Source organism: Demequina zhanjiangensis (assembly GCF_030418315.1).
GTDB classification, from domain to species: Bacteria; Actinomycetota; Actinomycetes; order Actinomycetales; family Demequinaceae; genus Demequina; species Demequina zhanjiangensis.
This window is the reverse complement of the sequence record NZ_JAUHPV010000009.1, coordinates 64,715-80,891: the sequence shown is the minus strand read 5'-3', so window position 1 is coordinate 80,891 and position 16,177 is coordinate 64,715. Positions and strand designations below refer to the sequence as shown.

At 69.0% G+C, this 16,177-nt stretch carries 9 protein-coding genes; 5 read left to right on the top strand and 4 right to left on the bottom strand.

From position 1 onward, the window contains the following. Positions 1 to 9 precede the first annotated feature (9 nt). The 3 genes from QQX04_RS13330 to QQX04_RS13320 are packed head-to-tail and all read right to left on the bottom strand — an operon-like array spanning position 10 to position 2,947. Positions 10 to 1,257, bottom strand: a complete 1,248-nt coding sequence (locus QQX04_RS13330; RefSeq protein WP_301130001.1) for a sulfate adenylyltransferase subunit 1 — start codon at positions 1,255 to 1,257, stop codon at positions 10 to 12. Further along, positions 1,257 to 2,165, bottom strand: coding sequence for a sulfate adenylyltransferase subunit CysD (cysD, locus tag QQX04_RS13325; RefSeq protein WP_301130000.1), 909 nt, complete (start codon positions 2,163 to 2,165; stop codon positions 1,257 to 1,259). The genes QQX04_RS13330 and cysD overlap by 1 nt, the downstream gene beginning before the upstream one ends. Beyond that, complete coding sequence (locus QQX04_RS13320; protein ID WP_301129998.1) at positions 2,162 to 2,947, bottom strand: 3'(2'),5'-bisphosphate nucleotidase CysQ; 786 nt, start codon at positions 2,945 to 2,947, stop codon at positions 2,162 to 2,164. The genes cysD and QQX04_RS13320 overlap by 4 nt, the downstream gene beginning before the upstream one ends. A gap of 79 nt (positions 2,948 to 3,026) precedes the next feature. Here QQX04_RS13320 and QQX04_RS13315 point away from each other — a divergent pair, with 79 nt between their 5' ends. The 5 genes from QQX04_RS13315 (at position 3,027) to QQX04_RS13295 (ending at position 13,508) form a co-directional block, all read left to right on the top strand. Then, positions 3,027 to 4,871: a bifunctional copper resistance protein CopD/cytochrome c oxidase assembly protein gene (locus tag QQX04_RS13315; protein ID WP_301129996.1), complete on the top strand. Its 1,845-nt coding sequence runs from the start codon at positions 3,027 to 3,029 to the stop codon at positions 4,869 to 4,871. Positions 4,872 to 5,691: 820 nt separating this feature from the next. Next, entirely contained in the window at positions 5,692 to 6,234 is a 543-nt protein-coding gene (locus QQX04_RS13310; protein ID WP_301129994.1) for a DUF4190 domain-containing protein, read from the top strand. Positions 6,235 to 6,793: 559 nt separating this feature from the next. After that, complete coding sequence (locus QQX04_RS13305) at positions 6,794 to 8,596, top strand: putative bifunctional diguanylate cyclase/phosphodiesterase (protein WP_301129992.1); 1,803 nt, start codon at positions 6,794 to 6,796, stop codon at positions 8,594 to 8,596. 2 nt (positions 8,597 to 8,598) lie between these two features. Then, positions 8,599 to 9,150, top strand: a complete 552-nt coding sequence (locus tag QQX04_RS13300; protein ID WP_301129990.1) for a DUF5317 domain-containing protein — start codon at positions 8,599 to 8,601, stop codon at positions 9,148 to 9,150. 368 nt (positions 9,151 to 9,518) lie between these two features. Continuing rightward, the gene (locus tag QQX04_RS13295) at positions 9,519 to 13,508 is read left to right on the top strand and encodes an S-layer homology domain-containing protein (protein ID WP_301129989.1); all 3,990 of its coding nucleotides are present in this window, start codon (positions 9,519 to 9,521) and stop codon (positions 13,506 to 13,508) included. 93 nt (positions 13,509 to 13,601) lie between these two features. On the opposite strand, the gene QQX04_RS13290 is transcribed toward QQX04_RS13295, so the two are convergent. Further along, positions 13,602 to 16,118 carry an alkaline phosphatase family protein gene (locus QQX04_RS13290; protein ID WP_301129987.1) on the bottom strand — a complete coding sequence of 839 codons (2,517 nt, stop codon included), beginning with the start codon at positions 16,116 to 16,118 and terminating at the stop codon, positions 13,602 to 13,604. Positions 16,119 to 16,177: the final 59 nt, after the last annotated feature.

Here is a 16,177-nt window from a genome sequence, read left to right as displayed (position 1 = left end):
CGCCCATGGTCAGATGGCCCTCACCACGCCCGCGCCGACGGTGCCGTTGGTGGCCTCGTCGATCAGGATCATCGCGCCGGTGGTGCGGTTGTCGTCGTAGTCGTCCACCATGAGCGGCGTCGTGACGCGCAGCTTGACCCGGCCGATCGAGTTGAGGCCCAGCTGGCGGATGCCCTGCTCGCGATGCAGGGTGTTGACGTCGAGCTCGTAGGCGATGTCCTTCACGATCGCGCGTGCCATCCGCGTGGTGTGGAGCACGCCGATCTTCTGGCCCACGACCAGCGGGTGGTCGTCCATCCAGCAGACGGTCAGGTCCAGGTCCTGGGTGGGCTGCGGGTGGTTGGCCGGACGGCACAGCACATCGCCGCGAGAGATGTCGAGCTCGTCCTCGAGCCGCACGGTGACCGCCATGGGCGGATACGCCTCGGTGACGGAGCCGTGGGGACCGTCGATCGCCTTGATGCGCGAGCTGAGGCCGCTCGGCAGGGCCAGCACCTCGTCACCCACCTTCATCACGCCCGACGCGACGGTGCCGGCCAGACCGCGGTAGTCGCGCGCCGACGAGTGCTGGGGCCGGACCACGTACTGGACGGGGAAGCGCACGTCCTGGAGGTTGCGGTCGGAGGCGATGTGCACGTGCTCGAGGTGATGCAGGAGCGAGGTGCCCTGGTACCAGGGGGTGCGCGCCGACCGCTCGACCACGTTGTCGCCCTCGAGCGCGGAGAGGGGGATCGCGGTGAGGTCGGGAACGTTCAGCTTCGCTGCGAAGTCCGAGAACTCCTTGTAGATCTGCTCGAACACGTCCTGCGAGAAGTCGACCAGGTCCATCTTGTTGACCGCGAGCACCAGGTGCGGGACCCGCAGCAGCGACGCGATGGTGGCGTGACGGCGCGACTGCTCGGTCAGGCCCTTCCTAGCGTCCACGAGGATGATCGCGAGGTCGGCGGTGGACGCACCGGTGACCATGTTGCGCGTGTACTGCGCGTGGCCCGGGGTGTCGGCGATGATGAACTTGCGGCGAGGGGTCGCGAAGTAGCGGTACGCCACGTCGATCGTGATGCCCTGCTCGCGCTCGGCGCGCAGGCCATCTGTCAGGAGCGCGAGGTCCGTGTACTCGTTGCCGCGCGCCTTGGAGGCGGCCTCGACGGACTCGAGCTGGTCCTCGAAGATCGACTTGGAGTCGTACAGGAGCCGCCCGATGAGGGTCGACTTGCCGTCGTCGACCGAGCCGGCCGTGGCGAATCGGAGCAGATCCATCAGAAGTAGCCCTCCTTCTTGCGGTCCTCCATGGCGGCCTCGGACACGCGGTCGTCGCCGCGGGTCGCGCCGCGCTCGGTGAGCCGCGTCGCGGCGATCTCGGTGACGATCTTCTCGACGGTGTCGGCGTCGGACTCGACCGCGGCCGTGAGGGTTGCGTCTCCGACGGTGCGGTAGCGGACCTTCTTGGTCACCACCTCGTCGCCGTCGCGCGGCACCGCGAACTCGTTGGCGGCCATCCACATGCCGCCCCGGTCGAACACCTCGCGCTCGTGGGCGAAGTAGATCGACGGCACCTCGACCTCACGGTCGGCGATGTAGTTCCAGATGTCGAGCTCGGTCCAGTTGGACAGCGGGAACACCCGGATGGACTCGCCGGGGTGGACCTTGCCGTTGTAGAGGCTCCACAGCTCGGGGCGCTGGTTGCGGGGGTCCCACTGGCCGAACTCGTCACGGAAGGAGAACACGCGCTCCTTGGCGCGTGCCTTCTCCTCATCGCGGCGGGCGCCGCCCATGCAGGCGTCGAAACGGTTCTTCTCGATGGTGTCGAGCAGGACGGGCGTCTGGATCCGGTTGCGGGAGCCGTTCGGCTCCTCGCGGACCACTCCACGGTCGATCGCCTCCTGGACGGAGCCGACGATCAGCTGCAGGCCGTTGTCCTGGACCATCCGGTCGCGGAACTCGAGGACCTCGGGGAAGTTGTGCCCGGTGTCGATGTGGACGACGGGGAAGGGCACCGGGGCGGGCGCGAAGGCGCGGATCGCGACGTGCAGCATCACGATCGAGTCCTTGCCGCCTGAGAACAGCAGCGCGGGCCGCTCCATCTGGGCGACCACCTCACGGATGATGTGGATGGCCTCCGCCTCCAGGGCGTCCAGCTCGCTGAGGTGATAGTGGGGATGTGTCACTGGTGATCTCCGAACGACGGCGCCTGTGCGATCGCGGCGAGAAGGGGGGACGCGAGCTCCGGACGGCACACGACAAGGTCGGGCAGGTACGGGTCTCGACGATTGTACGTGAGGGGCGTGCCGTCGATCCGGCTGGTGTGGAGACCGGCGGCACGTGCGACGGCCACCGGCGCGGCCGAGTCCCACTCGTACTGGCCGCCGGCGTGGACGTAGGCGTCGGCCTGTCCGCGGATGACGGACGACACCTTGACCCCTGCGGACCCCATGGGGACCACCGCGAGGTCGAGAGAGTCGCGCAGATGCTCCACGAGGGCGGGCGGACGCGACCTGCTGACCGCCATCCGCCACTGCTCGGGCGCTGCGGCGGACGGCGGTGTGATCGACGCGGAGTCGAGCACCAGATCCTCGCCGGGGATCGCGACGGCGCCTGCGATCAGCTCGCCGGCCTCCCAGACGGCCACGTGCACCGCCCAGTCGTCTCGGCCCTCGGAGTACTCGCGGGTGCCGTCGAGCGGATCGATGATCCACACGCGTTCGGCGTCGAGCCTCGCCGCGGTGTCCTTCGCCTCCTCGCTCAGGACGGCGTCGCCGGGAGCCTCGTCGGCGAGCCACGAGGCGATCGCCTCCTGCGCCCGTGCGTCTCCCAGAGCGCCCAGGGCGCGACCTGAGACGCCCTGCGCCTTCGCGTCCTCGCGGGCCTCGAGCAGCACGACACCGGCCCTGCGAGCGATGCTCGCGGCATGCTTCGCGAAGGCCTGAGCCGTGTCCGGGGTCGAACTCATGGTGATCTGTCTACTTGATTGGTAGGGATATCGCCAATCGTGAGTCCTCCCCGGTTCCACGCACGCGTACGCTGACTGCATGCCTCCCGAGTCCGCCGTGACCGTCCTCGCGGCGCTGCGAGACATCGCGCTGTCCCTGACGGTCGGCTCCTTCGCCGTGGTGATCGCGCTCACCGTGCCAGGCAGCAGGGCGTCGGCACGCGCGGCCACGATCGGCAGGTACGCCTCGGGCGCGTGGGCCGTCCTCGCCGTCGCATACCTCCTGGTCCAGGCTTCGGTGATCACGCTCGTGCCGCTCGGCGACCCGGCCTACGGCGCCACGCTCGGCCAGTTCATCACCCGGATCGACCTCGGCCAGGCCTACCTCCAGATGGCGATCGCGGCGGTCCTCGCGTCCATGGCCGCCGCGCTCATCCGGACCCCCGTGCATGCGGCGTGGGCGATGGCTCCGGTCGCCTGGGGCGTCGGGTGGCAGGCCGTCACCGGACATGCGGCAGGTGCCACCGATCACCATCTGGCCGTCTCCGCGCTCGCACTTCACCTGGTGGGCGCCTCGGTGTGGCTCGGCATCGTGGCGGTCGTGTCCATGCTCGGCTCCTCACTCGGGGACGACGCTCCGAACGTCGCCCGCCGCATGTCCCGCCTCGCCGCCTGGGCCGCCGTCGCCGTCGTGGTCTCGGGCGTCCTGAACGCGGCCCTGCGCATGACCGGTCCTGCCGACCTGGTGACCACGACGTACGGCCGCCTGCTGCTCGCCAAGCTCGTCGCGATGGGAGCGGCGATGGCGCTCGCGGGCTGGCATCGCCGTGCGACGCTGCCGCGCATGAAGGATGCGGCGGTCCGACGTCTCTTCGTGAGAGTGATGGCAGTGGACGCCGCGGCCCTGATCGTCGTGACCGCGCTGGCCGCGATGCTCGCCTCCTCCGCGCCGCCGGTGCCCAGCGTCGTCGTGACGGACCCCACGCCCGCCTTCCTGCTCACCGGGTACGAGCTGCCCCCGGCACCGACCGTCGTGACCTGGTTCGCGCTGTGGCGGCTCGAGGTGCTGTCCGCGTTCGTGCTCGTGGTGATGGGCTTCCTCTACCTGCGCTGGTCCGCTCGGCTGCGGCGACGGGGCGACGCGTGGCCCTGGTACCGGGACGTCTCGTGGATCCTGGGCATCTCGACGATGCTGTGGATCACCCAGAGCGGTCCCTCGATCTACGGCATGGTCACGTTCTCGGGGCACATGATCCAGCACATGCTGCTGGTGATGGTCGCACCGATCCCGTTGACGCTCGCGGCGCCCGTGACGCTCGCGCTGCGTGCGCTGCCTGCCCGCACCGACGGTTCCCGAGGCCCACGCGAATGGCTGCGCGGTCTCGTCGAGTCGCGCTGGGTCAGGTTCTTCGCGAACCCCATCGTCGCCGCCGTGAACTTCGCCGGCTCACTCGTCGTCTTCTACTACTCGCCGCTGTTCGAGTTCGCACTGTCCAACCATGTGGGACACCTGTGGATGGTCCTGCACTTCACGCTCGCCGGTTACTTCTTCGCGAACGCGCTGGTGGGAATCGATCCCGGCCCCACACGCCCGGGCCATCCCATGCGGCTGGTGCTGCTGTTCGCGACCATGGCCTTCCATGCCTTCTTCGGAGTGTCCCTCGCCACCTCGGAGGTCCTCCTGGTCCCCGAATGGTTCGGGCTCATGGGCCGGCCATGGGGGCCCGACGCGATCACCGACCAGCAGTGGGGCGGCGAGATCGCATGGGGGATCGGAGAGCTGCCCGTGCTCGCCCTCGCGATCGGGGTGGCCGTCGCATGGCGTCGGGCCGACGCGAAGGAGAGTCGACGCCGGGACCGTCAGGCGGATCGCGACGACGACGCGGAGCTCAAGCGCTACAACGCCATGCTCGGGCGCATCGCCGAGGGCGACAAGGACCGCTGAGCGTCGGCTCTTCGTCCACAGATTTCATCCACAGCACTGTGAACTCTCGGTGAACTCCCACACACATCTGTGGAGAAACCTGTGGGAGAGCGGTGGATGGAAATCCACCCCCGATTCGCCTTGCATGCGCGCCTGAGGCGGAGTACGACTGGACCCATCGAGAAGGGGTTCCACCCGCTCGATCTGGTCGAAGAGGGGGCTTCGGCGGTCGGTGATCCACCGGTGCGCCTCCCGCTCCTTCCCGGTCAGGGGCCCGTGCACACGGGCCTGCCGAGACTCGGCCGACGCGGTCCGACAGGGCAGCGTCACGGCTTCCTTGCGAAGCCGCCGGGTCACTCGGGCCCCCGGGGTGCCACGGCGCCGCGCGGGAACGGGAGGTTGCCGCGCGGCCGGGACGGACGCACGGGACGCGGGATCGACGGGTGGACCCTGGATCGGATGCCTTGGGACAACGTGGAACCGGCACGACGCCGGCTCGCGACTGCGCGGGTCGGCCAAGGACTGCGGGTGACGGCGCAGGGGGACACGGACCCCGGGCATCGGCCGAGAGGTCACCCTCGGGACAGGAGGGTGAAGCCGCATCGTCAATCGCGGCCGTCGGCGCATCGGCATGAGCCGTGCGCCGAGAACTCGACGCCATGGCAAGGCCCCCCGAACGCCAATTTCGGGGGGCCTTCGCCTTGCGTGGACCGCCCCGAAGGCGGCCTGAGACCCAAGGTAGAGCGAGCTCCCCGCGCCGCTTCGTGTGACACGCCGGACACTCCACAACACCTCCCCGCGGCTGCACTAGCCTGGGTGCAGCCGACGCCGAGGAGGACAGATGGACGACCAGGACGCCGACCCCCGGCAGCCCAGGGACGGCCTCGGCCTCGCGGCCGTCATCACGGGGATCCTGCTGCTCTCGCCCGTCGCGATCGTCCTCGGACACCTGTCGCTCCGCCGATCCGCAGACGACCCTCGGGCCACCCGCACGCTCGGGCTCGCAGGCACGATCCTCGGCTATCTCGGCCTCATCGCGAGCATCGCCGGAGTCGCGCTCTACCTCACCGTCATCCAGCCCTCGCAGAGCAGCGGTCTCGCGGACGCACGGGCCCAGGCCGACGTCACCGCGGTCGGCAACGCCGTCGCCGCCCACTTCGAGACGGACTTGGCCCCGCCTGAGGTGGGCGTGGAGGACGGGTCCTACTCCGTGGGCGACGCCACCGTCGACGCCCAGCTCGACGGCGAGCGGCAGGCCACCCTGATCGCGGACTCGCGCATCGACTGGTGCGTCGAGCTCTCCTACGACGGAGGCGACGACGAGGTGGTCTCGTACGTCGGAAGCACGGGTTTCCAGACCGGCGCATGCGGCTCAGACGCCTGAAATGTCCAGGGTTCCCCGTTCACCAGGCCAGATTCGCCACAGTCTCTGGCCTGATAACGCCGAATACGTAAAAATGAGGCACGGCCGCAGTCCGGCGGCCGTGCAACACGGAGACGATGGCGCAGGCTCCGGCACCGGAACGGTGGTCCCACCACCAGGGTTCCGGCGCTTCGTCGTCGCTCCCGACAGAAGGAGAATCCGATGAACAAGTGGAGCATCTTCCAGAACAGCACCGTCGTGCGCGTCGCCGCGAGCACGGCCACCGTGGTCGCCGTCGCCGCGACCGTCGGCGCTGGGCTGAAGTGGGGCTGATTCCCACTCGTCGGAGGGGGACGGAGAAACCTCAGCTTCACCGTCCCCCCGACGGCTCACGCTCTACCTCGTCGCGATCTGGACCCTCGGTCTCGCGACCCTGATCTTCGCGCTCGTCCGGACGCCCTGGTCCGAACTCGACGGAGCCGCCTTCTGGCCGGTCGCCATCCTCGCCATCGCGGCGATCATCGGTGAGGTCAAGCCGATCCACACCCCGGTCGGTCGCGGCCAGACGCAGAACCTCTCGATGTCGACGCCGTTCGTGCTCGCCCTCATCGCCGTCGGCGGCGGCGGCATCGCCATCCTCGCGCAGGCCGCGGCGAGCGTCACCGATGATCTCGTCAACCGGCGAGACCTCAAGAAGTCGCTTTTCAACACCGCGCAGTACGTCCTCAGCGTCGCTGTCGCGAGCGTCGTCTACGGCATGATCGCAGGAGTCCCCGTTCTCGAGGGGCACCCGACGGTCGGAACCTCGCACATCCTCCCGCTCCTCGTCGCGGGCATGGTCATGGTCGCCGTCAACTGGCTGCTCGTGGCCACCGTCGTCGCCGTCGCGACTGGCCGCTCGCCCCTCGCCATCCTCGGGGCGGACGCCGCGAACATCCTCACCACCAACATGGTCCTGCTGCCCATCGGCGGTATCGCAGCGCTCGTGGCAGACGACGGCATCCTCGCGCTCGCCCTCCTGGCTCCACCTGTGATCGCAGCTCACCTCTTCGCTGCGGCTGCCGCGCGCCACGCGCGCGAGGCCATGAGCGACTCGCTGACCGGGCTCGGCAACCGTGCGCAGATGGAGAACGTGCTCGAGATGGCCTTCGAGCGAGCGCCGGGGTCGGGCGCCGGCGGTCCGGCGCTCGTGCTCATCGACCTCGACCACTTCAAGGACTTCAACGACACCCTTGGACACTCGGTCGGAGACACCATCCTGCGCGACGTCGCGCAGCGACTCGTCGCAGCGGCCCCGCCCGCGGAGGTGCACAGGCTCGGCGGCGACGAGTTCGCCGTGGTGGTCGAGGGCGACATCCGGGACGCTCAGCGCACCGCGAACGGGCTGCTCGCCTCGCTCGACGCGCCCGTGGTGGTGGAGGGGCTCGAGCTCCTCGTGCGCGCGAGCGCCGGTGTCGCGGTCGCGCCCGCCCATGGCGACGACGCCGAGACTCTGATGAAGAACGCCGACATCGCGCTCTACCACGCGAAGCGCGAGCGCGACAGGATCAGCACCTTCGATCGGAAGTACGACGTCAACTCGGTCGAGAGGCTGCAGCTGCTCGCCGATCTGCGTGCCGCGCTCGAGGACGACCAGCTGCACGTGGTCTACCAGCCCCAGGTGGACATGCGCTCGGGCCGGACCGTCGCGGTCGAGGCGCTCGTACGGTGGAACCACGTGGGACGCGGACCGATCGGTCCTGACCACTTCGTCCCGCTCGCCGAGAACTCCGGCCTGATCCTGCCCTTGACGACATACGTGCTCGATCAGGCGCTCGCGCAGCTCGCGCAGTGGCACGCCGACGGGTACGACCTGCGCATGGCGGTCAACCTCTCCGCGCGTCACCTCTCCGACCTGTCGTTGCCGCAGCAGGTCTCGAACGCGCTCGACGCGCATGCTGTGCCGCCGTCACGCCTCGTCCTGGAGGTGACGGAGACGGGCATCCTCTCGGATGCCGTGCGCGCGGACGTGGTGATCAGGGCGCTCCGTGCGATCGGGGTGGAGGTCGCCATCGACGACTATGGCACCGGCAACGCATCGCTCAGCTACCTTCGCCGGCTCGAGATCGACGAGCTGAAGGTGGACCGGTCGTTCGTGATGAACATCCACGACGATCCCCATGACCTGATCATCGTCAACTCCACCATCGAGCTTGCGCTCGCGCTCGGCGTGCGCGTGGTGGCCGAGGGAATCGAGGACGAGAGGACCGTGAAGGTGCTCGCGGGCTTCGACTCGCTGATCGGCCAGGGGTACCACTTCAGCGGGCCCGTGTCCGCCGCTCAGATCAGCGAGCGGTTGATCAGTGAGCGGTCCGCCTCGGGCTCGTCGCTGCGGGACTGCTGACGATGCTGGTGCTCGTCGGAGCCGCGCTGGCGGTGCTCTCCCCGCTGTTCGCAGGGCGATGGCCCGCAGAGCTGATCCTGCATCGGTGGCGCTGGGCCTGGCTCATCTGGGTATCGCTGCTCCTGCAGATCGGGCTGTTCTCGCTCGGGTTCGCCGAGCGTCTCGCGCCGGTCCTGCACATCCTCACCTATGTGGCCGCGATCGGCTTCCTGTGGGTCAACCGGGCGGTCCGCGGCACTCTCGTCGTCGCGGCCGGCGCGCTGTCCAACGGTGTGACGATCGCGCTCAACGGCGGCGTCCTGCCAGCGAGCGCGTGGGCTCAGGAGGCCGCCGGCATCGTCGACGAGGGCCAGGTCGTCAACTCGGGCGTGCTCGACGACGCGGTGCTCCCATGGCTCGGGGACGTCTTCGCTTGGCCCGAGCCGCTTCCGCTCGCCAACACCTTCTCGGTGGGCGACGTGCTCATCGTGGTGGGGGTCGCCATCGTTGCCTGGGCGGGCTCGCGCCGGATCGGGAGCACGGCTCAGCCGACCGAGGATGCCGAGAGGAAATAGCACTCGGTGTCGTCGCGAGATCCTCGCAATTCATTGTTCATCTTTGTTCCCTGATTTCCTCCGGGGTTTCCAGTCGGGAAATTCGGCGAGGCCTTGAACATGTTGAGCGTCCCGCGAAATACCTGCGCTGTTGACCTGTCACCCCTGGAAAATGGCAGGTTCAGCGAGCCTTGCCCTCTTCATCACCTTTCCTTTTGTCCGTTTTGAGTGCCACCAGAAATGGGGGCACGCGAGATCTGTCGGTGCGGGAAATGCGCTGGTAGGGTCCATCCCGGGGGCATGAGGGGATTCTGGGATCGGCGCCTTTCACGAGGCGTCGTGACTTGTGTGATGAGGGGATTTCAATGATTTCTGCGAGCCGTTTTCGCATGCCATTTTTCGCGGCCATCGGAGCTGCGCTGCTCCTTCTGCTGGCCACGATGGGGACGGTGCTGCTCGGTACGAAGGCGAGCGCTGAGGAGACGCACATCCTGTCGGGGGCGGTGACCCTTCCCGAGGGGGCTCCCGCCGCCTGGTTCGGCGCGATTCAGGTGTGCGCGGAGAGCAACGACGCCTACAACTGCGCGTTCGACGTCGACCCGGAGACCGGTCACTACGCGATCTACGGGCTCCCTGCAGGCGAGTATCGGGTCCAGTTCTCCGTCGGCGACTACTGGGACGAGTCCGAGCACGCCTACGTCCACGCGAACCTCATGTCCGAGTACTACGACGACACCCGATCGTGGGGCTCGGCCACGCTCGTGGAGATCACCTCCACTGACGTCTCCGGAGTCGACGCGGCGCTGGAGTCCGGCACGGCCATCTCCGGAACGGTGTCCATCCCTGAGGACGCGCCTGCCGAGTGGTGGGATGCGATCCAGGTGTGTGCGGAGTCCGGGGTCGACGGTGCATGCGACCACACCATCGACCCGGCCACCGGGGCATACGAGATCGTGGGCCTTCCGGCGGGCGAGTACTGGGTGCGGTTCGAGGTGGACGGCTACTGGGACGACGCCGCTGGGGACTTCGTCTACCCGAACCTCGTCTCCGAGTACTACGACGACGTCGCGGAGTCGTGGGAGGGCACGACGGTCGACACCAGCGCCGGTGACGTCACCGGCATCGACGCCGCTCTCGAGTACGGCCGCGCCATCGCGGGCACGGTGACGTTGCCTGACGGAGCTCCGAGCGCGTGGCTCGACGCTGTCTCGGTGTGCGCGGGCGGCGAGTGCGTGAGCGTGGATCCGGTGACCGGGGACTATGAGATCTCGGGGCTCGCGGCTGGCGAGTACGAGGTCTCGTTCGACGTGTACAGCTACTGGGACGACGCGGAGGGGCGGTTCGTCCAACCGAACCTCGTGTCCGAGTACTACGACGACGCGCGCTCGTGGGATGACGCGACGCCCGTGGACGTGAGCACCGCCGATGCGAGCGGGATCGACGCGCAGCTGAGCGCGGGCCTGGCCATCTCGGGCACCGTGACGCTGCCCGCTGAGGCGACTCCCGACTGGTTCGACGCGCTCACCGTGTGCGCGTACCACGAGGACGACAGCAACTGTGCCGACTACGTGGACCGTGAGACCGGCGAGTATCAGATCGATCGCCTTGCGGGGGGCTTCTACGTCGTCGAGTTCCTGGTGGGCGACTACTGGGACGACGAGGCGGGGGAGTGGGTCACGCCCAACCTCGTCCCGGAGTACTACGACGATGCCCTGTCGTGGAGCGATGCGACGCGGGTGGACCTCACGTCGGGTGACGCGGGCGGGATCGACGCGACGCTCGTGGGCGGCACGTCGATCTCCGGCACCGTCGAGCTTCCGGAGGGCGCGCCCGCCGTGTGGCTCGACGCGTTGGGAGTCTGCGCGACGTCGGGCGACGTGCACCGGTGCGAGAGCACGTTCGACAGGGTCACGGGTGACTACTCGATATCCGGACTCCCCGCCGGCGAGTACACGGTCGAGTTCCACGTCGGCTGGTACTGGGACGAGTCGAGCGACGAGGACGTGCGCCCGAACCTCATCCCCGAGTACTTCGATGACGCGGTGAACCCTGACGACGCGACGATGGTCGACACTACGGCGGGGGACGCGACGGGCATCTCCGCGGTGCTCGACCTCGGCAAGTCGATCTCGGGCACTGTGACGCTGCCCGAGGACGCTCCCGCCGCCTGGTTCGATGCGGTCGAGGTGTGCGCCGACGGCGCGACCTACGAATGCAGCGACGGCGTGGATCCGCTGACCGGCGCGTACGAGATCAAGGGACTGGTGCCCGGCGACTACGCGGTGGGCTTCTGGATCGGTGAGTACTGGGACGAGGCCGCAGGGGACTACCTGAAGCCGAACCTGCTGGGTGAGTACTACGTCGATGCCGTGTTCTATGACGACGCGACGATGGTCGAGGTCGCGGCAGCGGATGTCTCCGGGATCGACGCGACGCTCGCCTACGGCACGACCGTCTCCGGTCAGGTCACCCTCCCCGAGGACGCGCCAGCGGCGTGGGCCGAGGCGGTCCAGGTGTGCGCCGACGGCGACGACTGGGGCTGCGCCTACGGCGTGGACCCGGTGACGGGCGCCTACGAGATCACGGGCCTGCAGCCGGGCACCTACAAGGTCTCGTTCTCGGCGGGGGAGTACTGGGACGATGAGGAGGGCGACTGGATCGTGCCCAACCTCGTCCACAAGTACTTCGACGACGTCGCCACATGGGACGCGGCGACCGTGGTGGATGTCACGTCGGGCCCGGCTACGGGCATCGACGCGACGCTTGAGCGCGGCCAGACGATCTCCGGTTCGGTGACGCTGCCCGATGGCGCGCCGGTCGAGTGGCTCGACGCGGTGTCCGTCTGCTCCTACGACGCTGACGCTGTCGAGAGCTGGCCCGACTGCACGTACACGGTCAACGGGTCGGGCGAGTACGTGCTCTCGCAGCTGCCCGCTGGCCACTACATCGTGGAGTTCAACGTCGGCTCCTACTGGGATGGCGACATCGACGACGAGGTCTTCCCGAACCTTGCGGGGGAGTACTACGACGATGTGCAGTCGCGCGACGACGCGACCGTGCTCGACCTCACGTCCGGTTCCGCCGCTGGCGTCGATGCGACGCTCGCCTACGGCACGACCATCTCCGGCACGGTAGCGATCCCCGAGGACGCTCCCGCGCGGTGGTTCGAGAGCCTCGGCGTGTGCGCCTACCTGGACGGCGTCCTCGAAGCGTGCACCTGGGACGTGTCGGCCGACACCGGGGCATACGAGATCGATGGACTCGCGGCCGCCGCCTACGACGTGCGGTTCGTGGTCTCGAGCTACTGGGACGACGAGGCGGGCCGGTCCGTCCAGCCGAACCTGGTCCCCGAGTACTACGGCGACACGTACTTCTCGGAGGAGGCGACGCCCGTGGACGTGTCGGCGGAATCGGCGACCGGGATCGACGCGCTCCTCGGCTACGGCCGCACGATCTCCGGCACGATCGATCTGCCCGACGGCGTCGAGGAGATGCGTGCCGGCAGCCTGATCGTGTGCGCGGTCGGCGCCGTCGACGCCGAGTGGTGCGACTACGACGTCGATCCGATCACCGGCGAGTACGAGATCACGGGCCTCGCGCCCGGTACGTACACCGTCTCGTTCTACGACCCCTATGGGTGCGAGTGCGGGTGGGATGGGCTGCCCCCGGCAAGCCTGGTCTTCTCGTACTACGACGGAGCCACGTCAGCGGGCTCGGCGACGCCCGTCGATGTGACCGCAGGTGACGCCACCGGGATCGACGCGGTGCTCGACCCTGAGGAGGAGACGGTGGAGCCGCCGGTGGTGGAGCCTCCCGTCGTGCAGCCGCCGAGCGTCGTGTTCCCTGACGTGCCGAAGTCGAGCGTCTTCTACACGCACATCAGCTGGCTCGCGAACGAGGGCATCACCTCGGGCTACGCGAACGGAAGCTTCGGTCCGACCGACCCGGTGACCCGCGGTCAGATGGCGGCGTTCCTGTACAAGATGGCCGGCTCGCCGGCATGGACGCCGCCGGCGAAGTCTCCCTTCACCGACGTGTCCACGTCGAACGTGTTCTACAAGCACATCACGTGGCTCGCGAACGAGGGCATCACGTCGGGTGTGGGCGACGGCACGCGCTTCGCGCCGAACTCCGAGGTGACGCGCGGTCAGATGGCGGCGTTCCTGTACAAGATGGCCGGCTCGCCCTCGTACTCGCCGCCGTCGAGTGCGTCGTTCCCGGACGTGCCGAGGTCGCACACCTTCTTCAAGCACATCGAGTGGCTGGCAGAGTCCGGCATCACCAACGGCTACGGCAGCGGACTCTTCGGTCCCTCCGACCAGGTGACGCGCGGTCAGATGGCGGCGTTCCTGTACAAGTTCGACCGGCTTCCCGTCTGAGCGGACAGCGCGACGCCCGCCCCTGGTCCTGAGGCCGAGGGCGGGCGTCGTCGTCTGTGGCGGCGCTGCGTGGTGCCTGCCGAGCCTCGCTGGTCAGCCCTCGGAGGCGTCCGACGCGTCGGCTGCGTCCCGGAGCGAGGTCCGATGCCCACGCTGCTCGAGCCACGCCACGAGCTGTCGGTGAAGAGTCTCCGCGCCGTGGAGCTGGCCCAGATCGTCGGTCAGCTCCGGGTCGACCTCCCACCCCGTCGGGTGCAACAGGAGTGCACGCGTCTGCCAGCCGCCGAGGCCGCCATGGCAGCCGACGAGCTCCTCGAACGCGTAGACCTCGTCGAGGACCGGGTCGTGGGCGGAGTTGAGGTAGATGTCAGGGGCGTCGGTGAAGCTGGCGGCGCGCAGCATGTCGGCGCGGGCATGCGGGCCGAAATCGGCCAGCGGATCCTCGCCCTCGACCTCGCCGGTGGTGAGCCGGTGAAGCCCGCGCGGACCGATAGCGACGGGTCCGGTCGCGGCGTGCACGACGATGAAACCGACGCCGGGATGGGTGGCGAGCGCCTCCACGAGGCCGGGGAAGCGTGTCTCGAGCTCGGTCAGCGAGACGCGCGCGGGCGACTCCGAGAACCACACACCGCCCAGGTTGCCGGAACCGACCACCACGATCTCTGGCCCCGCCGCGTCGACCGACGGAGGAGCCGCGTCCATGGTGGTCGCAGCGTCGGCCGTGGCGTCACGACCCAGTGCGCGGCCCGCCAGGCGACCTGACACCGAACCCTGCCTGGCCATCTCGTCGACGAGCAGGCGTGCGAGGCCGCCGGACTCCTCGTCGTGCGCAGGGACGCGCAGCGCCCGACCCCCGGTGTGCTCGCGGACGATCTCCTCGAGCGACGTGCCATACCTCTGCGCGAAGGTCGGGCCCTGGCTCTGCCCGTGGTCCGACACGAGGACGATGCTGTAGTCGCGTGGTGCGATGCCGAGAGAGATCAGGCGCTCGAACGTGTGCAGGACCTGGTCGATCCCGTAGAGCGAGGCGAGCGACTCCGGCCGGGTGACGCCGGCGTGATGCGCGATCTCGTCGTAGTCCACGAAGTCCACGTAGATCGACTTCGCGCCGTCCATCATCGCGTCGATCACGAGCGCCACATTCAGGTCGCGCAGCAGCGCATTCGTGACGCCGCGCAGAGCCACGTAGTCCGCCTCGCGGTCCACGCGCGGCTCAATGCCACGCCACACCTGCCGTCGGCCCTGCCACACCTCCTTCGCCATCTCCCCGAGGGTGCGCGGCAGCGCTCGCGCAAGCCCCGCCGGGTGAGTGAAGAAGGCCGCGTAGGAACGTGAGGATCCGACCGCGCCGGCGCCTTCCCCGAATCCGCTGATGGTCAGGTAGGACCGCTCCGCATCGCCGGAGAACAGGTTGGAGATCGAGACGCCGCCGTCGGCCAGGAGGCCTCGCCCGTTCGACGCGCGGGACTCGATGACCGCCGCGTCCTCCGGCTTGTTCGCCGTGAGCAGCCGCCCCGCGGTGCGGTCCCACCAGCGGAACATCGGGATCCCGTCGTTCGAGCCCTGCAGGATCCCGGACTGGCTGGCGGGAGTCGTCGAGGGGATGCCCGCCGTCCACTCGGTCCACGTGTGTGAGCCGCTGCGGATCCAGCGGGAGATCGTGGGCACGTTGCCTGCCCGCAGCTCCTGCTCCAGCAGCGGCGCCGAGACACCGTCGAGCTGGACGAACAGCACACCCTCGTGGCCGTCCTCCGCCTGGGGCTTGTCCTCGCGGATGCTCATGCGAGTCGCGTGCACCAGCAGGTAGTCGTAGGAGCCCGCCGAGAAGAGCCACGAGACGACCGTCATGAAGATCGCCAGGATCCACGACGCGACGATCGCCCACCACAGGTTCGCGACGTCGACGCCAGGGGCGATCCACAAGGCGATCGCCACGACCGAGGCGTTGCTGAACAGCACGGCGGAGACGGCCCCGGCCCAGCCGAACCGGCTCGCGACCTGCAGCCACACCGGTTGGAGCGCCCATGACGCCAGGGCGAGCAGGATGGCTGCGCCAAGCGTTGCCGCCCACGAATCCGACTGCACGCCTGGGGTCAGGGTGATGGTCCACGACACCACGACCGCGGTGACTCCGAGCTCGACACCCCGCAGGACCCGCCGACGCACGGTGTGACGCTCGGCGCCCAAGGCCTTCGCGATCGCGCGCTCGCGGTCGCTCTGGAACCAGCGCGTCGTCGGCGGCGCCCACGCGAGGGCGAGCATCGTCGCGCTGCCGAGGGCCGAGAGTGCCGCGGTCGTCGTGTCGCCGCCACCCTCGATCGCCTCGTAGAGGGTTGTCACCACCCGTGCGCCCAGGAGCACGGTCAGGATCACGCGCGCCCCGTTCGACCCGCGCCAGAGATTGATCGCGACCACCAGCAGTCCGAGTGCGACGAGCCAGATCGCGATCGTCTCCGGAGCGTCGACCAGATGCGAGCCGTCGTCGGCGAGGTCGACGAGTGCGAACACCCCGAGACTGAGGTCAAGCAGTGCGCTGAGCCCGGTCAGGACCGCGAGAAGGGACGCTGTCCAGGGCCGATGCTTCATGGCGTTCGCGCTCTCGTCTGGCATAGGCCCATCATGGCGGAACGCGCTGCGGGGGGTGGCGCGGGCGCCCGCTCGTCACCGCC